This is a genomic window from Mesorhizobium sp. WSM4822, assembly GCF_055811155.1.
Genome location: NZ_JBVVQM010000001.1, coordinates 273,906 through 297,295, shown reverse-complemented (window position 1 = coordinate 297,295; position 23,390 = coordinate 273,906). Strand labels below are relative to the sequence as shown.

Here is a 23,390-nt window from a genome sequence, read left to right as displayed (position 1 = left end):
ATGCAGGATCGCGTTATTGGCGTCGGCGTCATCGGCTGCGGCGAGATCGCCCAGCTGATGCACTTGCCTTATCTCATGGAATTACCGGCGTTTCGCATCGCCGCCTTGTGCGACATCTCACCCGGCACGGTCGACAAGGTCGCGGAACATTATGGCGTCACTGCCAGATATACCGACCATCGCGCGCTGCTTGCCGACCCGAATGTCGATGCGGTCGTGATCTGCACCTACGATCATGGCGAGATGGTCGCCGATGCAATCCGCGCCGGCAAGCACCTGATCGTCGAGAAGCCGCTTGCCTTCACGCCGCAGGAGGCGCGCCCGCTGGTCGAGCAGGCCGAGCGGAGCGGCCTCGTCGCCCTTGTCGGCTACATGAAATTCTATGATCCCGGCTATGAGACCGGGCTGGAGCGCATCGCCGCCATCGGCCGGCCGAAGTCGATCCATGTCCACGATTTCGCCGGCCGCTTCGACCGCTATGGCCAACTCTACACCCAGACCCGGATCACCGACGTGCCGGCCGATGTGTTGGCGGCGGGGCGCGAAACGGTCGCTCGGCGCATCGAGGCGGCGCTCGGTGTGGACCATGCCGGCTATCGCGATCTCTATCTTGTACTGCTCAGCCTCGCCAGCCACGACCTTGCCGTCATGCGCGGTGCTTTCGGCACGCCCGACCGCGTCGTCCATGCGCAACAGACCGGCCCGAACCAGTTGCTGGCCGTGCTCGACTATGGCGGCGTCCCTTGCCTCTTCGACATGGCACTTGCCCAGTATGAATGGTGGGACGAGTGGATCCATGTGCATGGCGAGCGCGACGAGGTGCGGATCGAATTCCAGAACCCCTATTTCCGCAATGCCTCGGCGACTGTCCGGCTACGTGAAACGACAGGCGAGGCTGCATCCGAACGCGTTCTGCCTGGCGTTCCTGATACGTCGTTCCGCCGCGAGTGGCTGCATTTCGCCGATTGCATCCTTGCCGGTGTTAAGCCGCGCACGCCGCTTTCGGGCGGGCTCGCCGATCTCGATCTTGCCGTCCGGATCATCCAGGCAATGCCGCCGAAAAGACTTTAGCGAAATTTCGGAAACGCGCCGCCGGCCGGCGCGTTGGCCCAGCTCTGCAAGGTCTGGCCGCCGTCGATCAGCCAATCCACGCCTGTGACGTGCTTCGCCTCGTCGGAGGCCAGGAAAGCCACGGCGGCCGCGACATCATCCGGCTGGCCGATGCGGCGCAACGGAATGCGGTCGGCGAAATGCTGGACGCTGCTCTTGAATTCGCCGTCGCCGGAAACCGGCACGCCAAGCGTCGTCTCGATCACGCCGGGGCAGATGGCGTTGACGCGTATGCCGTAAGGCGCGGCATCGAGCGCCGCGACCCGCGTCAGGCCGACCACCCCGTGTTTGGAAGCGACATATCCAGCTCCCCCCGAAAGGACGTCCCAACCGGCCATGGACGAGCCCATGTTGACGATCGAGCCACCGGTCCCGGCCTTGATCATCGCCCGAAGCGAAGCCTGCAGCACGAGGAAGATGCCGCGCAGATTGATGCGGATGGTCGTATCCCAGTCCTCGACCGGCAGGTCGTGAACGGGAGCGACGACGCCGGAAATGCCGGCATTGTTGAACACCACGTCGAGGCCGCCGAACGTCTCAACGGTCGCCTCGACGGCGCGCCGCACATCCGCTTCGTCGGTGACGTCGGCTTCGATGGCAATGGCGTTTTCACCCAGTGAGCGAGCCAGTTGCTGCGCCGCCGCGCCATTGCGGTCGACAATGGCGACCCGTGCGCCTTCGTCAAGGAAACGCCGCACCGCTGCGCTGCCGATCGCGCCCGCGCCGCCGGTGACGAGAACATTCTGTTTGTCGAACCGTTTCATTGTCCGGCCTCCGGCTTCGGATAGGAACGCCACGAATGGCTTGGCTCGAAGCCGATCGTTTCGCGCGCATGGATCGTGTCGAGCACGGCGCCGAAACCGGCGATCGGCCGTGACAGGGGGACATCAGGGTAGACCCGGCGCAAAAGCGCTTCGGTTTCCTCTTCCATGAATGTGTCGGCGGCGCTGAGGAGGACGCGCAGATGGCCGTCGCCTTGCCATTCAAGCGCCCGCAGGAAGCCCTGACCGGCGTCGCGCCCATCAAGATAGGCCCACAGGTCACGGGCACTGTCGGCAGTGGCGCGGCGCGGCGCGACGCCCTCGAAAAAAGAACCCGGCGTCTGGATCCACGGCATGCGGATACTGACCGCCGAAAAGGCGCCGCGGCGCACCGCCGCGTCGACGATTTCCTCGCCCAGCCATTTCGACAGGCCGTACGGGTCCTGCGCGCCGACCGGATGGTTCAGGTCGACCGGCAGATAGGGCGGTCGAACAGGTTTCTCGAAAAAGGGATAGCCGAAAACGCTGAAGGACGAGGCATAGACGAAGCGCCTGGCGCCGGCCATGGCAGCTGCCTCGACCACATTGTAGGCGGTCGCGATGTTGGTCTTGAACACCTCGCCGCCGGCCCGGCCGGTCGGCCGCGGAATGGCCGCGACATGCACAACCGCATCGCAATCGCGCACCAGCTGCAGCGTCGACCCCAGATCGGTCAAATCGGCGGTTGCGTGGCGCCATGCGACCTCACCCGGCACCACGGCATCGACACCAAGCACATCGTGGCCGGCCGCAACCAGAGCCTCGGCCACATGGCGGCCAAGCAGGCCACTGGCTCCGGTGACGATGGTTTTCATATCTCGACCTCGGCTCCGCAATTAAGCGGCTTGAATATCATTGATGGTCATACAAATCGAGCACATGCCTGACAAGCGTTGTCAAGGCCATTTCGCGATGGACAAATAGCGCATACGCTTGTCGGAGCGCGGTGCGCAAGGCCGACCAGCACGCTTTGCGTCGAACGGGATTGACTTGGCATCCACTAGGGTTTTTTGTATGAGCATCAACGATCGGTCAAAGGAGCTCGCCATGTCCGTGGACAGTTTTTCCTCACATCGGCACGATGACGCGGTGCGTCTCGATTCACGCCGTGCAGCCGTTGTCGTCATCGATATGATCAATGAATTCTGCAAGCCCGGCGGGGCCATGGTCCTGCCTGGGTACGAGACGCTGGTCGGGCCGCAACTGGCCGTGATCGAGGCCGCGCGCGCCGCCGGCGTGCCGGTGATCTGGGTCCATGACAGCCACCGGCCGGGCATGCGACGCGAGCGCGAATGGCTGAAGCGCACGCCGCATTGCCTGGACGGAAGCTGGGGGCCGGAGATCATCGAGGATCTCGGCGCCCGCGATGATGAGATCCATGTGATCAAGCGGCGCTACTCGGCCTTCTTCCAAACTGACCTCGACCTGACGCTGAAAGACATGCAGATCGATCAGTTGATCATCTTCGGCGTGGTCACCAATATCTGTGTGCGCTCGACCGTCCACGATGCCTTTTTCCAGGGCTATGAGGTGGTGGTGCCAAGCGATTGCTGCGCGGCGACGGGACCACGCGAGCAGGAAAGCTCGCTGTATGACATAGCGACCCATTTCGGCGTGGTCAGCGATTCGGCTGATGTCGTCGCAGCCCTCCGCGACGGGACGTCGCTTCAACCAGCGAGGGTTGCGGCTTGAGCCTTTTCCAGCCGACGAGATCCAAGACAGCGGCGATAGGAGTCCGGTGTGACGACTGAATCCGAAAAAGGCGCGACGCCGAAAACGCCGAGCGGCGATGCACCCCCGAGCCGCGAGCAGGTGCTGCAGCAATACGCCGAGACCGGCTATGAACTGGACCGCCACCCGGCGCACGTCATCCGCCGGGCGCATCAGCGCGCGACGTTGCGCTTCCAGCAGGTCATGGCCGGCGAAGACCTTTCGCCAACGCAATTCGCGGCGCTCGCCACGATCCTCAAGCATGGCGAAGTTTCGCAGAACCATCTCGGCCGGCTGACGGCGATGGACCCATCGACCATCAGCATCGTCATGCGCAAACTGCTCAAACACGGGCTGATCACGCGCAGCGCCTCCGAAACCGACCAACGCCTGACGATGATCGCGCTGACCAGCAAAGGGACCGACTACACGCTGGAGCGGCTCGAACGCAGCGTCGAGGTCGGGCGGCGGTTCCTGTCGCCGCTCTCACCGGCCGAGCAGGCGACGCTGCTTCGCCTGCTCCAGCGCATCAACGACGACGACCCATCGAATGGCGACGGCGGCAAATAAGCCGCGTCCAGTCCTTTTTTCCATAACAGCAAAAGTGAGAACCGATGTCGTCCGACCTCCAGTCGTCTGCCAACACGCTCGTCGTCCGCAATATCGGTCTCATGCTGAGTGGCGATCTCGCACAACCGATCATCGACGCCGACACCATCGTCGTGACCAATGGACGCATATCAGGCATTGGCAAGGCAGGCGACATTGATGGCGGCAGCGCGGCGACGATCATCGATGCAATGGGCTGCGCGGTCTCGCCGGGTCTTATCGATAACCACGCCCATCCGGTGGCCGGCGACTGGACGCCTCGGCAGAACCAGATCGGCTGGATGGATTCGACTGTGCATGGCGGCGTCACCACCATGATCTCGGCGGGTGAAGTCCACACGCCGGGCCGACCGCGCGACCTTGTCGGGCTTAAGGCGCTGGCGATCGCTGCCCAACGCACCTTCTCCAACTTCCGTCCGAACGGCATGAAGATCCTGGCCGGGGCACCGATCCTGGAACCCGGCCTTACCGAAGAAGATTTCCGCAGTCTCGCCGAGGCCGGCGTGACGCTTGTCGGCGAGGTCGGACTTGGCGGCGTCAAGGATGGGCCGACCGGCCGGATGATGATCGCCTGGGCGCGCAAATACGGCATGACCTCGATGACCCACACGGGCGGTCCATCCCTGCCCGGCTCCGGCCGCATCGGCGCGGATGTCGTGCTGGAGGTCGACGCCGATATCGTCGCCCACGTCAATGGCGGGCCAACCGCCCTGCCCGACGCGGAAATACGGCAGATCTGCGAGAAGGGCTCGAGGGCGCTTGAAATCGTCCATAACGGCAATTTGCGCACCGGACTGTTCGTGCTCGACCTGGCAAGGCAGCGCGACGAACTTTCGCGCGTCATCCTCGGCACCGACAGCCCGGCCGGATCCGGCGTGCAGCCGCTCGGCATCCTGCGGACGCTCACCATGCTGGCTTCGCTGGGCGGCATCGCTCCGGAAGTGGCGTTCTGTCTTGCCAGCGGCAACACGGCGCGCGTGCGCAGACTGGACGATCGCGGTTTGATCGAGGTCGGTCGCGCCGCCGACCTGATCTTCATGGATCAGGCGATCGGCGGCGCCGGCGACGGGTTGCTCGACAGCGTGGCGCTCGGCAATCTTCCAGGCATTGGAATGGTCGTCATCGACGGCGTGGTGCGGACCGGTCGGAGCAGAAATACGCCTCCGGCGATGCGCGTGCCGGAAGTCCTGGCTGCCTGACGGTCAGCCGACGCCGTCAATCCCGACAATCTTGTCGTTGGTCAGCCCGCCGACGCGCGGGTGCGGCCTGCCGGAATCGGTGACGGCGATAGCGACGACGATCTCGTCGGCACGCGGTGCGTCGGGAACACGAACCTCCATGCCGTCGAAATGGCTGCGCACCCGCGCCGCATCCTTGTGACCGAGCGGAATATCGAGCGGCACGCCGAGGCCGCCGCGCTTCTTCGATGAAGGAATGAGCGCGGCGCCCTTGCCGAGCACATCGCGGAACGGGGCGCCGAGCTTTGGATGAAGGATGGCGGCGGCATGTTCGAGCTCGCCATCGGCGCCGACGGCGGCGGCCTTGCCGAAGCTCTCGACCCGGTCGCCGGCAATGCCCAGAGCAGCGACCGCGCGCCTGGGCAAGATATCGCCCAAGGCTTCGCCTATGGCGCTCAGTGCCGACAGGTCCTCGACATAGGTACCCGCATAGGGGTTGCGGATCACCGCAATGGCTGCGGCACGCCGCGTCGGCGGATCGACGGGCCGTCCGCCTTCGATCCGGGTTTCCTCGACGATGGTGATGATGCGGCGGATTTCCGGGCTCATCGCAATCCGTCCTCGCCCTTGATGTCGGCGGCAGCAAGGCCACCGACCCGTGCATGGACGCGTGCGCCGGTGGTCATCGCCAAGATGACCGCCATTTCGTCGCCGCGCGGCGCATCGGCAACGCCGATCTCGATCGCATCGAAATGGCTGCGCACATAGGAGGCGTTTATGTGCGTGATCGGGATATCGATGCGCGTTCCGGGGCCGCCGACCTTCTTGGTCGAAGGCACGATCGCCTTGGCATTGCCGAGCAGTTCGCGCATCGCGTAGCCGCCCGGATTGTGCCAGAGCGCGCCATGTTCAAGCTCGCCGGCGGCGCCGACTATGGCACCCTTGCCATAGCCTTCGATGGCCTGGCCGCCTTCACCAATGGCGTCGATCAGGCGCCGGGCCATATCGAGACCGAGCGGCTTCAGGTCTTCCATGAAGCCGGTGATCTCTTCGACATAGCGTCCGGCAAAAGGGTTGGCGATGACCGCGACGACCGCGCCTCGCTTGAGCGGGCGTGCCGCGTGGGGTCCGCCCTCATGGAATATCTCTTCGACCTGAACCAGAAATTTCCTGACCACCACAGCCGGCATTGTTTCGCTTCCTTCATCCCGTCGTTCATGGAAACTCATTAGAGTATCAACAATTATGCCCGTCGACATTTGTCAAGCGCAGACGTCGAGCACGTGGGCGAAGGGCCAAGAAAACTGCATCGGATGACGATTGACAGCCTGTTAAGCCGCTCCTAAACTCATATGACCATCAACGAACTCGCCGTTATTACGGCGATATGTGGGGGATGGTCAAAGCGTGGCTTCAAAAGCTGAAAAAAGCTGAAGGGGAATGACATGAAAAGGGCGCTCAAGAGTTTATTTCTGGCCGGCACGATGCTTGCCATTTCGTTCGGACCGGCCGCCGCACAGGCCAAGGTTTCCGTGGCCGCCATCTCGGGATATTTTGCACAGGGTTTTGGCGTTTCGATCGTCAACGGCCTCAACAAGGCCAAGACCGATTTCGGCATCGACCTCAAGCTTGTCGACACCGGCAATCGCGCGCTCGACTACCAGCAGCAGTTCGAGAATCTTGCCAAGGGCAAGCAGTACGACCTCATCTTCGTGATGGGCTGGGAGCTGGTGGACTCGCTGCAAAAGGTCAGCGCCGAATATCCCGACCAGCGCTTCGTGTTCATCGATGGCGTCCTCGACAACCCCAAGATGATCTACGCCAATTTCGCCGAGGAGCAGGGATCCTTCGTGGCCGGCGCGCTTGCCGGCATGATCGAAGCCAAGGGCACCGCCTTCGACAAGATCGGCGACGGCAAGGCGATCGGCTTTGTCGGCGGCCGCGATATTCCGGTGATCCGCAACTTCCTGGGCGGCTACGAGCAAGGCGCCAAATATGCCGCGCCCGACGTCAAGGTAAACTCCGTCTTCGCCGGAACCTTCGACGACCCGGCCAAGGGAAGCGAACTTGCCCAGGCGCTTTACGGCCAGGGCTCCGACATTGTCTACAACGTCGCCGGCCCGACGGGTGAAGGCGTGATGCAGGCAAGTGCCGCGGTCGACAAATATTCGATCGGCGTCGACATCGACATGTGCGGCTCGGCTCCCGGAAATGTGCTCGCCAGCATGCTGAAGCGCGGCGACATCGCCGTCTACACGCTGATCAAGGACGAGGTCGAGGGCCGCAAGATCACCGCCGGCACCCGCACTTTCGACCTCGCCTCGGGCGGTGTCGAGGTCAAGGTCTGCGATGATATTGCCCCAAAGATCCCCGCTGACGTGACCGCCAAGCTGGACGAGATCAAAAAGGGCATCGTCGACGGCAAGATCGTGATCGCCAAGGCAAAGTAAGCCAACAACAGCGCCTCCCTCCCAAGAAAGCGCTACACTGATCCGCCGCGGCTTGCCGCGGCGGATCAGCGTCCAATCTGCGAGAGCCACGTTGTCGAACACGCCGGGGTCGCCGACCCTCCACAGCAATGCCGCGATAGCCGTCGAGTTGACTGGCATCACCAAACGTTTTGGCGCATTCGTCGCCAATGACGGCATCGACCTTGCGGTCCGCCGCGGCGAGATCCACGCCATCATCGGCGAGAACGGTGCCGGCAAGACGACGCTGATGAACATCCTGTTCGGCCTCTTGCAGCCGGACGAAGGCTCGATCCGGCTGAACGGTGAAGAGATCGTGATCGCCGATCCGTCCGTGGCGATAAAGGCCGGCCTCGGCATGGTTCACCAGCATTTCAAGCTGGTTCCCTCGCTCTCGGTTGCCGACAACGTCTTTCTCGGTATGGAAATCCGTCGCCATGGGCTGATCGACCACGCCGCACAAATTGCGCGCACGCGCGACCTGTCGAAGCGCTTCGGCCTGCAGGTCGATCCGACCGAGCGCGTCGGGCTGCTCTCGGTCGGCATAGAGCAACGCATCGAAATCCTTAAGGTCCTGGTGCGCGGCGCGCGCACCATCATCCTCGATGAACCGACCGCCGTGCTGACGCCGCAGGAAAGCCGTGAACTGTTCCAGACACTGCGCAGCTTCGTGGCCGAAGGCATGACGGTGATCTTCATTTCGCATCACCTGGAAGAGGTGATGGAAGTGTCCGACACGGTGACGGTGCTGCGCAACGGCAGGAAGGTGGCGACCCGGCCGACGGCCGAGCTCAGCAAGGACGAGTTGGTGCACATGATGGTCGGCCGCGAGGTGAGCTTCGACCGCCGGCCGCGCGCTTCGCTGCACGGCGACGTGGTGCTCGAAGTCAAGGATCTGTGGGCGCGCGACGATCGCCTGCTGCCGGCTCTTCGCGATGCCAGTTTCACCGTCCGCTCCGGCGAGGTGGTGGGGATCGCGGGTGTGGCCGGCAATGGACAGACGGAGCTGGCGGAAGTGCTTTCGGGCTTGCGACCGGCAAGCCATGGCGGGGCGTGGCTGAAGGGCCGGAATCTCACCGCGCTCTCCCCCGCCGCGATCCGCCAGGCAGGCCTCGCCCATGTTCCAGGCGACCGCATGGTGCGCGGGGTCGATCGCAACGCTTCGATAGCAGCCAACACCCTGATGGGCCGCCAGCACCGCGCCCCATGGAGCCGCGCCGGCATGCTCAACTGGAATGCCATAAATCAAAACGCCGAAACGCTGATCAAGAGCTTCGATATTCGCGCGCGCGGAGCCGGTGATGCGGTCAAGCGGCTTTCGGGGGGAAACATCCAGAAGGTCGTTCTGGCGCGCGAATTCACCAACGGCGCCGATTTCCTGCTGATCGACCAGCCGACGCGCGGCGTCGACATCGGCGCCCAGGAGGCCATTCATGACGAGATCATGCGCCAGCGCGCCGCCGGCCGCGCAATCCTGCTGATTTCCGTGCAGCTCGACGAACTGGCCGCCCTTGCCGACCGCATCCTGGTGATGTTCAACGGGCGGATCATGGGCGAGGTCGCCGGCGACGAGGCCGACGAGGAGCGCATCGGCATGATGATGGCAGGCGTGGCCGTGCCGGAATTCGCCGCGGAGACCGCATCATGACAGACCATTTGCGTGCCGTTTCCGGCCAGGTGATCGCCATCGGCGTGGCGCTGCTGATGGGCGCGATCATCATCCTCATGGTCGGCGAAAGCCCGGTGCGTGTGTTCATGACGCTGTTGCGCGGCGCCTTCGGCGATCAGGAGAAGATCGCCGGGACCTTGCTGCAGACGACGCCGATCCTGATCTGCGGTGTCGCCGCCTGCATCGGCCTGCGCGGCGGCATGTTCAACGTCGGCATCGAAGGCCAGCTGTTCCTCGGCGGTTTCGCCGCCGCGTGGGTCGGCTTTGCCATGCCCCTGCCCGCGGGCATTCACACGCTGGCGGCACTGGCGCTCGCGGTCGTGGCAGGCGCGGCCTGGGTCGCCATCCCCGCCTACTTCCGCGCCCGCTACAACACCAACGAAGTCGTCTCGACGATCCTGTCGAACTACGTGGCGGTGCTGCTCACGTCCTACTTCACCATCTTCCTGTTCAAGCGGCCGGGTGGCTGGTCGGAGACGCCGCCGATCCTGGCGACATCCTATCTGCCGGAGATCTTCACCTTTTCGCGGTTGAACTGGGGCCTGGTCATTGGCCTGGTGCTGGCGGTCGGCGCAGCCCTTGTTTTCCGCTACACCAAATGGGGTTACGGCGTCACGATGGTCGGGTCGGCGCCGAAATTCGCCGAATATGGCGGCGTCAACGTGAAACGGCAGGGTTTCCTGGTCCTGCTGCTTTCGGGGGCCGTCGGCGGGCTGGCCGGCGGCGTCGAGACGCTCGGCGTCCATCACCGCTTCATGGAAGGATTTGCTCCCGGCTTCGGCTTCGATGGGCTGATCGCCGCCCTGCTTGCCAATGGCTCGCCTGTCGCCACCATCTTCACCGCACTGTTCTTCGGCGCCCTGCGCAACGGATCGCTGCTGCTCGAGGTCGATACCAGCGCGTCGCGCGAAATCATCACCGTGATCCAGGCGCTGATCATCCTCAGCGTGTCGGCCCAGGTGCTTGTGAGAAAGCGTGGCGACAGCCAGGCAGGGGAGCGGCGATGGAAATTCTAGACAAGCTCATCAACGTCGCGCTGATCGCAGCCACCCTTCGCACCACGGCGCCCATCCTTCTGGTCGCGCTTGGCGGCTCGTTCACCACCAAGGCCGGCATCTTCAACATCGGCCTCGAGGGGCAGATGCTGGTCGGCGCCTTCTTCGCCGTCCTTGGTTCGATCTGGACCGGTTCCGCTCTGGCGGGCGTCGCCTGCGGCGTTGCGGCGGCGCTCGTCTTCGCCCTGGTTTTTGCCGTCCTGGTGGTGAGCTTCAAGGCCAATGAAGTGGTCGTCGGGCTGGCGCTCAACATCCTGGCCGGCGGCATGACGATCTCGCTGATGAAAGCCATCTTCGGCACGCGCGGCTCGATCGTCGGTCACGGCATCGTCGGCCTGCCGAAAGTCCAGCTGCCCGGTGCCCGCGACCTTCTCGGCTCATGGGCGCCGCTGATCTCCGGCTTCACGCCACTCGTCTATGTCGCCTTCATCGCCGTGCCGCTGCTGGTCGTCTGCTACAACCGGACACGGCTCGGCCTCTATATCCGCGTCGTCGGCGAAAAGCCGGAAGCCGCCGAGGCGCTTGGCATCTCGATCACCCGCGTCCGCTACATCGCGTCCCTGCTGTGCGGATTGCTGGCGGGCCTCGCCGGCGCTCATCTGTCGCTCGGCTACATCACCATGTTCACCGAAAACATGTCGTCGGGCCGCGGTTTCATGGCGGTGGCGATCCTGATCTTCTCCAACGGCGATCCGCTGAAAGTGCTGGCCGGCTGCCTGCTGTTCGGCTTCGCCGATGCTTTTTCGTTGCGCCTGCAGACGTTCGGCTATCCCTCCTACCTGGTTCTCACCGTGCCCTATGTCGTCGCGCTGATCGCATTGTTCGCGCTGTCCTACCGGGCGCGTCCGAGGATCATCGCGGAGACGCTGGAATCGATGCGTAAGCTGCTGTCGGTGGACAAGAACGCCGAACCCGGCGGCAAAAATCCCCAGTGAAGGAAGCCTTTATGGAACGCATAATCCTCGACGTGGATTCGGCCGGCGACGATATTCTCGCCGTGCTGTTTGCAGCGGTCAATCCGAAGCTGCGGCTCGAGGGCGTGACCACCGTGACCGGTGCCGCCGGCCCGATCGAGCAGGTCACCGACGTCGTCCTCAACACGCTGACGCTCGCCGGGCGTGACGATATCCCGGTTCACGCCGGTGCATGGCGGCCGATCGTCGGCAACGCCAAGGCCGACATGGAGGCGCCGGTGCATTTCGAAAAACGGCTCGTTGCCCGTTTCGGCGATCGCCTGAAGAAGTTCAACCCGTCGGCGCCGACGCCGGTGCGGCAGGCCACGTCGGGACATGCGGTCGATTTCATCATCGGCACGGTCATGGCCAATCCGGGCGAGATCACGCTGGTGACGACCGGTCCGCTGACCAACGCGGCGATGGCGCTGTTGCAGGAGCCGCGATTGACTGGTGCACTCAAGCGGCTGATCGTGCTCGGCGGCAATTTCCAGACGCCTGGCAACATCACACCCCTGTCGGAATACAACATCTGGGCCGATCCGGAGGCCTCGCGCATCGTGCTGAACGCCGATGTCGAGAAGATCCTCGTGCCGCTCGACATCTGCGAGGACAACCGCGTCGCCGATTCGATGCTGACGCGCGACGACATCGCCGACATGCAGGCCGTGGCGAGGGACAATCCCGTCCTTGAGATGATCGCCGACAGCTTCCCGATCTACATCGACATCTGGCGCGAGTTCTTCGACCTCGTCGGGTTCCCTATGGACGACGTGATCACCGTGGCGCTGGCTTTCGATCCCGGCCTGGCGACGATGACCGAGCCGCTGTTCGCCGACGTCGTGCTCGACGGCAGGCTGGCGCGCGGCCAGACCGTCGCTTATCGCGGCCGGCAATTGCTGCCCGGCGGCGGGCCCAAGACCACCCGCATCTGCACCGGCCTGGACGGCCGGCGTTTCCTCGACGGCTTCAAGAAAACCATAGCGCGCTACGAGCGGGCGGCGTGAAAGACGACATGATGACCAAGCCAACTCCTATCCTGTTCGACTGCGACCCCGGCCACGACGACGCCATCGCGCTGGTCATGGCGCATCGCTCGCCGGCCATCGAACTACTCGGCGTCACCACGACCTGCGGCAATGCGGAAGTCGAGAAGACGACGGCCAATGCCTTGCGCATCCTGGAATATATCGGCGCCGGCGACGTGCCTGTCGCGCAGGGCTGCCACCGCCCGCTGGCGCGCCCGCTGGTGCTAGGCACCGCCGACGGCCCGAGCGGCCTCGAGGGCTCGCCCTACCTGCCGCAGGCGACGATCAAGCCGGTTGACCAGCACGCCGTCGATTTCCTGGCCGACAGACTGCGCGCCGCGCCCGAACCGATCCTGGTCGTTGCCACCGGCCCGCTCAGCAATATCGGCCTGATGATCCTCAAGCATCGCGACGTGCTGCCCAAGATCAAGGAACTGATCTGGATGGGCGGCGTGTTCTACCGCAAGAGCGAGATCATCACGCCGACCGAGTTCAATGCGTTCTGCGACCCAGAAGCGCTGAAGATCGTTCTGGACAGCGGCGTGCCGATCCTGATGGTCGGCCTCGACGTCACCATGCAGGTGCTGATCGAGGCGCCGCAATATGCCGAACTCGCCACCATCGACACGCCGCTCGGCCGGCTCGTCAACGACTGGCTGCTGTTCTACGAGAAGCTGCACCGCAACTCGATGGGCGTCGGCGGCGCCATGCACGATCCCTTGGCGCTGGCGCTGGCCATCGACCCGACCTTGGTGCGCACGCGCCCTGCCCATATCGGCGTCGACCTGTCCGGCACCTACGCCTTCGGCGCGACCATCGCCGATTACTGGGGCGAGCGCGGTGAAAAGGACAATGCCCGCATCGCCCATGAGGTCGACGCGGACCGCTTCTTCAAGCTGATGTTCGACCTGCTGCGGGATTGAACGGAGCGCAGCGGCGCAGGCAGCGTTAGACGATAGGAATTTTTTCTTGACTCGCTGCAGTCAGCTATGGTACATTTTTGCCTATGGTGCAGATTTGCGCCGTGACCCGCCGCACAGGCGGGTTTTTCGTTTGATGCTCCGTCAAATCTCCCGCGCGACAATTCGGCCGCGTGAGATGTCAGGGTCAGTTGAGCTGGTTGAGGATTCCAGAGCTGCTCGCGACCATCAAGCTCCGGTAGATCAGGAACGCCAGCGTACAGATCGCGGCGAGCGAGATCGGCACGCCGAACGGCACCACGCCCTTGCGGTCCAGATGCTGCACGACAAGCCGAAAAGCGCCCGCCGGCAGCATGAACGGGTTTTTCACGATGACCGCGGTGGCCAAAGCGAAAACCAGAAGCAGCACTGAAAACACCGCGAGAGCGCCGCCGCTGATCAGGAATGGCACGACTGCCAGCAGCTTGACGTCGCCGGCGCCGATCTTGCGCAAGACCCAGAAGGGCAAGAGCGCGACGAACAGCAGAAGTCCGGCGAGAGCGCTCAGCCCCATGTCCCACCACGACCCGGATTGGAGCGACAGCAGCAGCAGGCCCCCGGCGCCCAGGCAGAGCAGCAGCAGCACGTCGCGGTTGGAAATCTTCTGCGTCTTGAAGTCGAGCCAGCCAATCCTTGCCAGCAGAGGGATGGCGAGCACCTTCAGCAGCAGCGCTTCGACGAGCAGCATGCTAGCGCTCGACGTTCTGCACGCTTGACGACAAAAGCTTCAGATTGTTGGTGACGGTCGGGTCGTTGGGCGCCAGTTCGTAAGCCTTGAGGAAGTTCGAGCGTGCATCCTGCAGCTTGCCGCGCAGCAGGTAGGAATAGCCGACATTGTTGTAATATTCGGGCGTCGCGCCGACCAGCTTGAAGGCCTTGGCATAGGCCTTGTCGGACAGGTCGAAGCGGTGGATCCGGTCGGTGCAGGCGGCCAGCCCCATCCAGGCGTTACCGTCATTGGGCGCCAGTTGCGTCGCCTTGAAGAACAGCGCGCCGGCATTGCCGTAATTCTCGGCACGGAACTGGTTCTTGGCCTCCGCGACGGCCTGGTCCGAGGCATAATATTCGACGTCGCTGACCGTTTTCAGCCCATCGAAGGCATCGCCAAAAGACGTCACGTCGCCTTTCGACGGCTCGTTGGTGCGCACGATGCCGTCGGTTGTATCCGCCGTCTGGCAGCCGGCAAGCACCGCCATGAGCAGACAGGCCGCGGCGGCGATAGACCTATTCATAAATGTGTCCCCTTGAGGTCCCCGACTCACATTAGGACCGAATGATATACCAAACTAGAAGAAAACGCCTCTCATGCGAATGATCACCGGCAACATGATCACCATCATAACCACAGGGAAGATACACAGGCCCAGTGGTATCATCATCTTTACCGGGAGAGAATTGGCGCGCTCCTCGGCACTCAGAATTCTCTGACTGCGCATTTCGGCGCTATAGACACGCAAGGCATCGGTGAGGCTGGTGCCGAGTTCTTCCGATTGACGGAACAACACGGCCAGTGCCCGCGCCTCCTCAAGCCCGATGCGATCCGAGAGTTCGCGTAGTGCCTCCCGCAACGGCTTGCCGGCGCGCAGTTGCAAATTCATGATCGACAGCTGTATTCCCAGCCATTTGTGGGTGGCAGCCATTTCGTGGCTGACACGTTCGACCGCTGCCTCCAGGCTCATGCCGGCATCGGCGCAGGTGATCATCATATCCATGAAGTCAGGAAAGGCCCGGCGATAGATCCGCTTCTGACCATTCTCGAAGCGATCGAGCATGATGCTCGGAATCACCATGCAAGCAAGGCCAAACAAAGCAGAGCCAGCAAAGGTTATGAAACCGGGCAGTTGTGGCGGTAGGACCCGCGACAGCAGGGCATAGATGGCCAAAAATCCGACGCAGACTGCAACCAGACGGGACAGGGTATAAACCAGCGGTGCGCTTGATTTATAAAAGCCGGCACGAAACAGCTTCGCCTCCAAAGCATTCGGCTCATCACGCTCCTTTTCGATCGACTTGAAGTATGCGTCTACTGGCCGTTGTGCCGCAACCTTGGCAAGCACGTCCTGTCCAAGCATGGACCGGCGATCGGCAATTCCTTCACCCATCAGGCTCTGCGCGACAAGTTTTCGTGTTTGCAGAGCCGGCAAGAAGACAAGTGCACCGAACAGGAAAAAAGATGTCGCCGCCGCAAACACGACGATCGACACCAATAAACCCAGATCTTGAATATTCGAAACCAAGTTTATTCGCCGCTCCTGTTAGAAATCGAAGTTAACCATTCGATACATGATGACGTCTCCGAATAAAGCCCAAACCCCGAATACAGTGAATACTGGGAATATGAGCTTGTCATTCCATACGCCTCCATAGTAAGAGGGTGCAAGAAGTTGAAGGATCAAGAACATAACGAGCGGAAACAGCGATATGATCCAGGCCGACACGCGCCCTTCAGCGGAAAGCGCCCGGATTTTCATTCGAAGCTTCTGCCTTTCTCGGAGCACCGAGGATAGGTTAGACAAGATTTCGGTCAAATTGCCGCCCGTCTTCGCCTGGATTGACAGGGACACCGACAGCAGCTGAAGACCTTCGAAGCCGACACGCTGCGAAAGCTTTCGCACCGCCTGCTCGATGCTGAGACCGAAGGTGATCTCATCGGAGACGATGCCGAACTCGGTGCCGAGCGGATCCGGCATTTCGCGCCCTACCAGACCGATGGCGACCGAAGCGGGATGCCCGGCGCGCAGCGAACGAACGATCATGTCGAGCGCATCCGGCAGTTGCTTGGCAAACTTCTGGATCCGTTTGTTGCGGGCACGCCGGAGGACCAGAAGCGGCAAGACCAGCCCGACGACCAGAAAGACAATGAGCGATGCCAAGGTGGAGACATTGAAAAAGATCGCCAGCAGCAATGCCATCGCCAGCCCCGCAAACAGGAACGTCGCGGCGAAGGTCAGGGGATTTCCGGTAATGCCGGATTGGGTATAGAGCCTGTTCAGCCAGACCATGCCGAAAAGAAAATCGCCGGAGTCCGTGAGGCCGCGCTCTCGGAGCAAACCTTGTAACGTTTGTTCGGCCGGGACATCGCCGGCGAGCCGCTTCACCCGTCGATTGACCGCCATGGACCGGGAGCGGCGGCCGGCAAAGGAAAGATAAAGGGCTTCGCCGGCAAGAATGAGTGAAGCCGCCGCCAGCATGTAGATGAAGTAGAGCAGAGCTTGACCCGTCGGCATCAGAGGGCAACCTGCGGGTTGAAGGCGTCCTTGGCGAAATGGTGGCCAAGCGTCGCCGCCTCCGGAGCGAAGCGCGGACGGACACCCGTTGCACGAAAGTCTCCGATGACCTTGCCCTCGGCTGTGACCTCACGGCGGACGAAATGATAGATTTCCTGAAGCTGCACGACATTGCCTTCCATGCCGGTCAGTTCCGATATGGAGGTGACACGACGGCCGCCGTCCGAAAGCCGCTGTGTCTGGACGATGATGTCGATGGCGGAGGCGATCTGCGCGCGGATTGACTCATGCGTCATCGGCATGCCGGCCATGCCGACCATTTGTTCGAGCCGCGAGATCGCATCGCGCGGCGTGTTGGCATGGATTGTCGTCATCGAGCCTTCATGGCCGGTGTTCATCGCTTGCAGCATGTCGAACGCTTCCTCGCCGCGAACTTCGCCGACGATGATGCGGTCCGGCCGCATGCGCAGCGCGTTCTTCAGCAATTCGCGCTGGCGCACCTCGCCCCTGCCCTCGACATTGGGCGGGCGCGTTTCCAGACGGCCGACATGCGGCTGCTGCAATTGCAGTTCGGCCGCATCCTCGATGGTTATCAGCCGCTCCTTGGAGGGGATGTAGCTCGACAATGCATTGAGCAAAGTGGTCTTGCCGCTGCCGGTCCCGCCGGAAACCAGGATCGATTTGCGTGCCTGCACGGCGATTCGCAGCAGTTCGATCATCGGCGGGCGGATCGAGTTGAATGCCATCAAGCGCTCGAGCGAATAGGGATTTTTCGAGAATTTGCGGATCGACACCAGCGGGCCGTCGACCGAGACCGGCCGCACCGCGATGTTGACGCGCGAGCCGTCCTCCAGTCGCGCATCGACCATGGGCGACGATTCATCGACACGTCTGCCGATGGCCGAAACGATCTTGTTGATGACGCGCAGCAGATGCGCCTCGTCCCGAAACCGGATCGGCGTTTCTTCGACGATGCCCCGCCGCTCGATGAAGACGCGCTTGTGGGTGTTGATCAATATGTCAGTAATGGAATCGTCCTTGAGCAGCGGCTCTATCGGCCCGAGGCCCAGCATCTCGTCGGCAGTGTCGCTGGTCAGTTGATCGAGTTCGCGCGCGTTCAGCGGCACCGCACGAGCGCGAACGAATTCGCGCACGATCGGACGGATCTCATTCAGGATCTCATCCTTGGAAGCATTTTCAAGTGCGGTCAGGTTGAACCGGTCGATCAAATGGCGATGCAACTCAACCTTGATCGTCAGGAAATCGTCACCATGCGCTTCGATCTCAGTTGACGGAGATAGTGCGGGAACAACAGCCAGCGCTGCGAACGGCTCGGCTTTTGCCTCGACCTTCGGCTCATTTGGCCCCTTGATGAACCGCCCCAGCATAATCGCTTATACTCCCCTAGCTCCTTATTTAGCGGAAACTAACTGTTAACCACGGGAGGCACAAGCGCCAGGTGGTAGGCGTGCCCTCAATACTTTCTACATAGTTAAGATCAGAAGCCTGTAATAACGCGCTTATTTGATAGGGTTGCCGGTTCGTGGTCAGGGCGTCGGCCCTGCTCTCCAGGATCTTCCGATTTTTGGGGGCAAACCGCCAGGAAGACGCTGCTAAACCATTAGATATAAAGGAATATGCGTTTGTGCTAATGCTTTCGCAATCTTGCCTCATCCGGGGCCAAATTGTGAACGAATGGTTAAAATCCTTGAAAAACGAAAAGAATCAAGCTGTTGTGAAAATTCAGAACTGTGATCTTCTTGCCGAATCATGTACAGGAAAGTTAAGGAACCCTTAATCTCGTTTGACTCTGCGTTTTCTCGGGACCTAGGATCGAGATGACGGGGGATGCTTGGGTATGGATTTCATCCTTTGCTCTGTCTCGTCGGGTTCCAACCTCCAAAGGGAGAAATTGACATGAACAAGCTCATGACGATGACCCGGCAGTTCCGCGACGATGAAAACGGCGCTGCCATGGTCGAATATTCCATCCTCATTGGTATCATTGCAGCGGCGTCGATTGTGACGATCATCGCTATCGGAACATGGGTCAACGGCTCGTTCACCAACCTCTGCGACAGCCTGACGGGCGTGACGGGCGTGACGGACTGCACCGTTCCGGCTGCTGGAGGCTAATAACCTTCCTATTCCAGGGCTCGGATTTGATCCGAGCCCTGTCGCCCGAAATGTCGCCTTCTTGGGGTTCAGGTTCATGCGCGCGAACACACTCATCATGATCGTTCTCGCCGGCGTGTTCGGTGTCCTGGCCGTGGTTTTGGTCAATATCTGGCTGGCCGGTCAGCGGAGCGCCATGGCGCAAACGGGCATCGTTCAAGGCAGCACTGTCGTCGTTGCGGCAATGCCGCTGAAATTCGGCGATACGCTGAGCGCAGACAAATTGCGCGAAGTCGCATGGCCGGCGGGGGCCGTCCCTACTGGCGCCTTCAAGACAACGAAAGAGGCCTTGGCCGGTGAAGGCACCAGGCAAGCGCTTCAAACTATTAGCGCCAACGAACCAGTCCTCGCCAGCAAGATCACTGGGCCAGGCCAGCGCGCCACGCTTTCGGCGGTGCTTGGCGAAGGCATGAAAGCTGTTTCTATCAGGGTGAACGATGTCCTCGGTGTCGCCGGCTTCGTCTTCCCCGGCGATCGGGTCGATGTGCTGCTGACACGAACGGTGCGCGGCGACGATGGCGCGGACAAGAGTTTTGTCGACGTGCTGCTGCAGAGCATGAAGGTGCTCGCGATCGACCAGGTGGCCGATGTGAGCAAAGAAAGCCCGACGGTCGTAAAGTCGGTCACGCTAGAGGCCAGCACTAAGGACGCGCAGAAGCTGACACTGGCGGCAGGGGCCGGCCAATTGTCGCTGGCGCTGCGCCAGGCAGCCGCCAACAAAGGCGAGACGACCGAACGGGTAACACTTTCCGACCTGATCGGCGAAACGCCGGCCGATGTCGCCGCCAGGCAGGCCGAGCTCGACAAGAAGGCAGCGGCGGAAGCGGCAGCAGCAGCCGAGCGCAAGCGCGCCGAGGACAAGATTGCCGGATTGACCCAGGCCGTGGAGCGGGTGGGAAGCCGCATCGACGAACTGGGCAAGGTAAAGCCCGCTCCGGTCGTGGTGCCCGCACCGCAGCCGGTCGCCAAGGAAGAGGTCAAATACGTGCCCCCCGCGCCACCGGCGCGGGCAACGGTCGGCGTTTTTAGAGGTGTGAAGCTCGAGACATATGACGTGCCGCGACAGCAATAGCTAAGCGCGGCGAAACGGATGCTGCCATCAGCAGCGAGTGGGGAGACGGGGATGCGGGGTTCTTGGTTTGGGATAGCGACGGCCGCGTTGTCGTGTCTGGCGGCGCTGTTGCTGTCGAGCCTGGCGGCCGGTGCGGCCGACCGCTTCATCGACGTGTCGACCCCTGCCGTCCATCGTGTTTTCCTGCCGATGTCGCAATCGGTAACGATCCAGGTGAGTGCAAATCTGGGCGATATCGTCGTCGGCGACGAGAAGATCGCCGATGCCCAGCCGATGACGGACCGGACGCTCTATGTCATCGGCAAGGGCGCTGGCACCACCACGGTCAATCTGTTTTCCACCGACAAGCGCTCGCTAGGCGCCCTGCAGATCGAGGTCGGCGTCGATGTCAGCGACATGGCGCAGGCGATCCGCCAGGTGGCGCCGAAGTCGCGCATCGAAATCGGCTCGGTCAATGGCAGGGTGAGACTGGGCGGCCATGTCAAGGACGGCGCCACACTGGCGGCGATTATGGAAGTCGCGCAGCAATATGGCTCCGACGCTATCATCAATTCAGTCACTGTCGACGACAGTCAGCAGGTCAATCTGGAGGTGCGTGTGCTGGAAGCCAAGCGCAATGCCGGCCGCGATCTCGGCGTGTCGATCAGAAGCACCAACGGCAATGGCACAACCCGTACCGGTACCGGCGTTGCTGCCGTTGACGAGGACAATATCGTGCTCGGACCGGGCGGTCTGCTCAGTGGCCTGCTGTCGAACACCAATCCTTTCGCAGCGCTGATCACCCGCGTCATCGACAGCAACATCAAGGTCGACCTGATCATCGAAGCGCTGGAAGCCAAGGGCGTGGTGCGCACTCTGGCCGAGCCCAACCTGACCACACTTTCCGGCGAACCGGCCAGCTTCAATGCCGGCGGCGAGGTCCCGATCCGTAGTCTCAACAAGGATGGTGAGATCCAGATCGAGTACAAGCAATTCGGCGTCAATCTTCGGTTCACGCCAGTCGTGCTCGCCGACGACAAGATCCATATGAAACTGGCGCCGGAGGTCAGCGACCTGACCGGCTTTACCACCGCCGGCGACCCGATCTTCACCAACCGCAAATTGGATACCGTCGTCGAGTTGCGCGACGGCCAAAGCTTTGCTGTCGGCGGGCTTCTGTCCAGCAAAACCACCAAGCAGCAGGAGCAGGTGCCTTGGCTCGGCCAGGTGCCTGTCATCGGCACGCTGTTCAAGAATTCGAGCAGCCAGAAGGAAGAGACCGAACTGGTCGTCATCGTCACACCGCATATCGTGCGGCCGGTGAAGCCCGGCGAGCAGTTGGCGACACCATTCGACAAGACGCGGCCTGCCAACGATCCGGAATTCTTCGTGCTCGGCCAGCTTGAAGTGACCAAGGACATGGTCCGCAAATATGAACTGGGCGAAGGCGTCAGCGGCCCCTATGGCCACATGCTCGACTTCAAATCGAAGGACAAGATGCTCTATGTCAAGAAATAGCGCCTTGATCCTCATCCTGTGCGCCGGCGCACTGTCGGGCTGCGCCGCGGACTATCTGAACCACTACGATTCGGTGACCCTGGCTGCCGGCGACACGCAGAAATACAATTCGCTGCTGCAGACGGTCGACCCGCTCAATCCGAACTCAAGGAATACGAAGATCGAAGGCGACGGCGCCCGCGCCGCCGCCGTGGCCCAAGGCTACAAATATCCACCGCCACCGCCACCGCCGCCGGCCATCACGGTCAACGTGGGTGGGTCGGGCGTGACGACGCAGTGAACTGAACGGAAGGATGCGGAGGGCGCCGGGGCATGCGAGGGGCTCTGGCGCAGGAAAGCAGAGAGTAGGGTCATGTTGGGGACCATTCGAGCCTTCTGGAAAGATCAACGCGGCGTCGCGATGATCCTAGTGGCTATCATGCTGCCGGTTCTTATCGGCTTTGCTCTGCTGGCAATCGATATGAGCCGGGCCAACGGACTGCATAACGATCTGCAGAAGGGTGTCGATGCGCTTGCGCTTGCGACGGCTGCGGAACTCGATGGCAGAGCAGATTCGATCACGCGGGCCAACCTGGCAGCGACGACCCTGCTCACCAACAAGACCAAGTTTTCGACGGCGGGTGACCACACACTGGCACCGGCTGACATCACCATCAGGTATTTGACAGGAATCCCTGCCAGTGACAGCACGGGGTTGACGGCGACAGGCGTCGATGCCGATGGCGTGAACTGGGCTAGCACCGACCCCAAAGCCGTGTCGTTCTCCTTGGTAACCGTGAATCCATCCGTATTGGCGGCGGATGGCGCCGGTGCCTTCGAAGCGATCTTTCCGGCAAGCGTTGTCAGCGGCAACAATACCTTCGACATCAGACCGCAGGCTGTGGCCGGATTTGTCCAGTCGATCTGCGAAACGGTGCCAATCTTCATGTGTAATCCGTTCGAGACGAACGACCCGCTGACCAGCAAGACCATCCAGCAGGCGTTCGCGTCGGGGGACACCTACAGCCGCGAATTTCGCATTCTGAAAGTCGATAGCAACCCCGGCCCGGGCAACTTCGGCCTGATCGACAACAATCTGTCCTCGCTGCGGGACGCCATAGCGATGGGCACGTCAGGCACTTGTTACAACCGGTCCGCCCTCACCACCAAAACCGGCGTAACATTGGGACAGGTCAATGCGGGCCTGAACACGAGGTTCGATCTCTACAGCGGCTCGCTGAATAAAAACAACAAGGACTGGGCGTATCGGCCCGCCAGCAATGTTCGCAAGGGTCAGAAGACCGGCTGCAGTAAGTATGACCCTGTCACGGACAACTCGGCCCTTCCACTCCCGCCAGGTGACAGCTACGGCGTTGCTAAACCGGGAATGTCGCTTTCTATAGGCTCGCAGGGCTTTTGGACCAACTATTGGCTCATCAATCACGGCGGGGCATATCCCAACGTCCCCAGCTCCACCAACCCGACCGGCACGAAAACAGCGCCGGCTTCCAGATATGACGTCTATAAGTACGAGATCGCGAACGGGCTCGTCGGGGACAAATCCTTGGCGCCGACAAAGGAAAGCGGAACGCCGTCCTGCTACAAGGGCGACGCGCCGACGGCGGATCCTGACCGCCGACTACTCAATATGGCGATCGTCAACTGCATCGCGAACCAGGACAAAATCAACGGCCACGTCCAGCTCAGGCCAGACGGCTATGCGAGCGTATTCGTCAACACGCCGGTCCAGAAGCAGGACAACACCAAGGACGATGAGGACTCCACGGCGGCCGAGAAGCCTATCAGCCTTGAGATCGTCGACGTCGATGGAGGATTTGCTAACAATACCCTTGTAGACAAGGCATTTCGCAACGAAGCCCAGTTGTATCGGTAGAGTCGAC

At 61.9% G+C, this 23,390-nt stretch carries 24 protein-coding genes; 15 read left to right on the top strand and 9 right to left on the bottom strand.

Annotation, left to right across the window (positions count from 1 at the left end):
- Positions 1–1,071, top strand: coding sequence for a Gfo/Idh/MocA family oxidoreductase (locus tag AC0L3E_RS01590; RefSeq protein WP_473604071.1), 1,071 nt, complete (start codon positions 1–3; stop codon positions 1,069–1,071).
- On the opposite strand, the gene AC0L3E_RS01585 is transcribed toward AC0L3E_RS01590, so the two are convergent.
- Both AC0L3E_RS01585 and AC0L3E_RS01580 read right to left on the bottom strand, forming a co-directional pair.
- On the bottom strand, positions 1,068–1,874 hold the full coding sequence (locus tag AC0L3E_RS01585; RefSeq protein WP_473604070.1) for an SDR family NAD(P)-dependent oxidoreductase: 807 nt from the start codon (positions 1,872–1,874) through the stop codon (positions 1,068–1,070). The genes AC0L3E_RS01590 and AC0L3E_RS01585 overlap by 4 nt on opposite strands.
- Positions 1,871–2,725: an NAD-dependent epimerase/dehydratase family protein gene (locus tag AC0L3E_RS01580; protein ID WP_127807797.1), complete on the bottom strand. Its 855-nt coding sequence runs from the start codon at positions 2,723–2,725 to the stop codon at positions 1,871–1,873. Before AC0L3E_RS01580 ends, AC0L3E_RS01585 begins: the two co-directional genes overlap by 4 nt.
- Positions 2,726–2,957: 232 nt before the next feature.
- Between AC0L3E_RS01580 and AC0L3E_RS01575 the strand changes: the two genes are divergently transcribed.
- The 3 genes from AC0L3E_RS01575 to AC0L3E_RS01565 are packed head-to-tail and all read left to right on the top strand — an operon-like array spanning position 2,958 to position 5,428.
- Positions 2,958–3,602 carry a cysteine hydrolase family protein gene (locus tag AC0L3E_RS01575; RefSeq protein WP_473604069.1) on the top strand — a complete coding sequence of 215 codons (645 nt, stop codon included), beginning with the start codon at positions 2,958–2,960 and terminating at the stop codon, positions 3,600–3,602.
- Between the two features lie 48 nt (positions 3,603–3,650).
- On the top strand, positions 3,651–4,190 hold the full coding sequence (locus AC0L3E_RS01570) for a MarR family winged helix-turn-helix transcriptional regulator (protein WP_473604067.1): 540 nt from the start codon (positions 3,651–3,653) through the stop codon (positions 4,188–4,190).
- A gap of 44 nt (positions 4,191–4,234) precedes the next feature.
- Positions 4,235–5,428: an amidohydrolase family protein gene (locus AC0L3E_RS01565; protein ID WP_473604066.1), complete on the top strand. Its 1,194-nt coding sequence runs from the start codon at positions 4,235–4,237 to the stop codon at positions 5,426–5,428.
- 3 nt (positions 5,429–5,431) lie between these two features.
- Here the strand turns inward: AC0L3E_RS01565 and AC0L3E_RS01560 are convergent, their stop codons facing one another.
- Positions 5,432–6,016: an amino acid synthesis family protein gene (locus AC0L3E_RS01560; RefSeq protein WP_473604065.1), complete on the bottom strand. Its 585-nt coding sequence runs from the start codon at positions 6,014–6,016 to the stop codon at positions 5,432–5,434.
- Positions 6,013–6,597 carry an amino acid synthesis family protein gene (locus AC0L3E_RS01555; RefSeq protein ID WP_127319588.1) on the bottom strand — a complete coding sequence of 195 codons (585 nt, stop codon included), beginning with the start codon at positions 6,595–6,597 and terminating at the stop codon, positions 6,013–6,015. The genes AC0L3E_RS01560 and AC0L3E_RS01555 overlap by 4 nt, the downstream gene beginning before the upstream one ends.
- A gap of 255 nt (positions 6,598–6,852) precedes the next feature.
- Between AC0L3E_RS01555 and AC0L3E_RS01550 the strand changes: the two genes are divergently transcribed.
- From AC0L3E_RS01550 to AC0L3E_RS01525, 6 genes are all read left to right on the top strand, one after another.
- Entirely contained in the window at positions 6,853–7,857 is a 1,005-nt protein-coding gene (locus AC0L3E_RS01550) for a BMP family lipoprotein (protein WP_127267638.1), read from the top strand.
- Between the two features lie 91 nt (positions 7,858–7,948).
- Positions 7,949–9,523, top strand: a complete 1,575-nt coding sequence (locus AC0L3E_RS01545; protein ID WP_127301659.1) for an ABC transporter ATP-binding protein — start codon at positions 7,949–7,951, stop codon at positions 9,521–9,523.
- Entirely contained in the window at positions 9,520–10,560 is a 1,041-nt protein-coding gene (locus AC0L3E_RS01540; RefSeq protein WP_127272241.1) for an ABC transporter permease, read from the top strand. Before AC0L3E_RS01545 ends, AC0L3E_RS01540 begins: the two co-directional genes overlap by 4 nt.
- Entirely contained in the window at positions 10,548–11,534 is a 987-nt protein-coding gene (locus AC0L3E_RS01535; protein WP_352722388.1) for an ABC transporter permease, read from the top strand. The genes AC0L3E_RS01540 and AC0L3E_RS01535 overlap by 13 nt, the downstream gene beginning before the upstream one ends.
- 11 nt (positions 11,535–11,545) lie before the next feature.
- The gene (locus AC0L3E_RS01530) at positions 11,546–12,559 is read left to right on the top strand and encodes a nucleoside hydrolase (RefSeq protein ID WP_473604064.1); all 1,014 of its coding nucleotides are present in this window, start codon (positions 11,546–11,548) and stop codon (positions 12,557–12,559) included.
- Positions 12,556–13,503 carry a nucleoside hydrolase gene (locus tag AC0L3E_RS01525; protein WP_352584258.1) on the top strand — a complete coding sequence of 316 codons (948 nt, stop codon included), beginning with the start codon at positions 12,556–12,558 and terminating at the stop codon, positions 13,501–13,503. The genes AC0L3E_RS01530 and AC0L3E_RS01525 overlap by 4 nt, the downstream gene beginning before the upstream one ends.
- 184 nt (positions 13,504–13,687) lie before the next feature.
- On the opposite strand, the gene AC0L3E_RS01520 is transcribed toward AC0L3E_RS01525, so the two are convergent.
- From AC0L3E_RS01520 to AC0L3E_RS01500, 5 genes are read right to left on the bottom strand one after another with little or no spacing between them, the layout of a single operon-like run.
- On the bottom strand, positions 13,688–14,227 hold the full coding sequence (locus AC0L3E_RS01520) for a prepilin peptidase (protein WP_256746073.1): 540 nt from the start codon (positions 14,225–14,227) through the stop codon (positions 13,688–13,690).
- A 1-nt stretch (position 14,228) separates the two neighbouring features.
- A complete protein-coding gene (locus tag AC0L3E_RS01515) occupies positions 14,229–14,771 on the bottom strand; it encodes a tetratricopeptide repeat protein (protein WP_473604062.1) in 543 nt (180 codons plus the stop codon).
- Positions 14,772–14,825: 54 nt separating this feature from the next.
- Complete coding sequence (locus AC0L3E_RS01510; protein ID WP_473604061.1) at positions 14,826–15,776, bottom strand: type II secretion system F family protein; 951 nt, start codon at positions 15,774–15,776, stop codon at positions 14,826–14,828.
- Between the two features lie 18 nt (positions 15,777–15,794).
- On the bottom strand, positions 15,795–16,766 hold the full coding sequence (locus tag AC0L3E_RS01505) for a type II secretion system F family protein (protein ID WP_473604060.1): 972 nt from the start codon (positions 16,764–16,766) through the stop codon (positions 15,795–15,797).
- Positions 16,766–18,154 (bottom strand): CpaF family protein, encoded by a 1,389-nt coding sequence (locus tag AC0L3E_RS01500; protein ID WP_473604059.1) that lies wholly within the window; start codon positions 18,152–18,154, stop codon positions 16,766–16,768. The genes AC0L3E_RS01505 and AC0L3E_RS01500 overlap by 1 nt, the downstream gene beginning before the upstream one ends.
- 529 nt (positions 18,155–18,683) lie before the next feature.
- Here AC0L3E_RS01500 and AC0L3E_RS01495 point away from each other — a divergent pair.
- The 5 genes from AC0L3E_RS01495 (at position 18,684) to AC0L3E_RS01475 (ending at position 23,383) form a co-directional block, all read left to right on the top strand.
- Positions 18,684–18,902, top strand: coding sequence for a Flp family type IVb pilin (locus AC0L3E_RS01495; RefSeq protein WP_473604058.1), 219 nt, complete (start codon positions 18,684–18,686; stop codon positions 18,900–18,902).
- A gap of 76 nt (positions 18,903–18,978) precedes the next feature.
- Positions 18,979–20,013 carry a Flp pilus assembly protein CpaB gene (gene cpaB, locus AC0L3E_RS01490; RefSeq protein ID WP_473604057.1) on the top strand — a complete coding sequence of 345 codons (1,035 nt, stop codon included), beginning with the start codon at positions 18,979–18,981 and terminating at the stop codon, positions 20,011–20,013.
- 51 nt (positions 20,014–20,064) lie between these two features.
- Complete coding sequence (locus AC0L3E_RS01485; protein WP_473604055.1) at positions 20,065–21,510, top strand: type II and III secretion system protein family protein; 1,446 nt, start codon at positions 20,065–20,067, stop codon at positions 21,508–21,510.
- Complete coding sequence (locus AC0L3E_RS01480; protein WP_473604054.1) at positions 21,497–21,790, top strand: hypothetical protein; 294 nt, start codon at positions 21,497–21,499, stop codon at positions 21,788–21,790. The genes AC0L3E_RS01485 and AC0L3E_RS01480 overlap by 14 nt, the downstream gene beginning before the upstream one ends.
- Before the next feature lie 72 nt (positions 21,791–21,862).
- On the top strand, positions 21,863–23,383 hold the full coding sequence (locus tag AC0L3E_RS01475; RefSeq protein WP_473604053.1) for a TadE/TadG family type IV pilus assembly protein: 1,521 nt from the start codon (positions 21,863–21,865) through the stop codon (positions 23,381–23,383).
- The last annotated feature ends 7 nt before the right edge of the window (positions 23,384–23,390 follow it).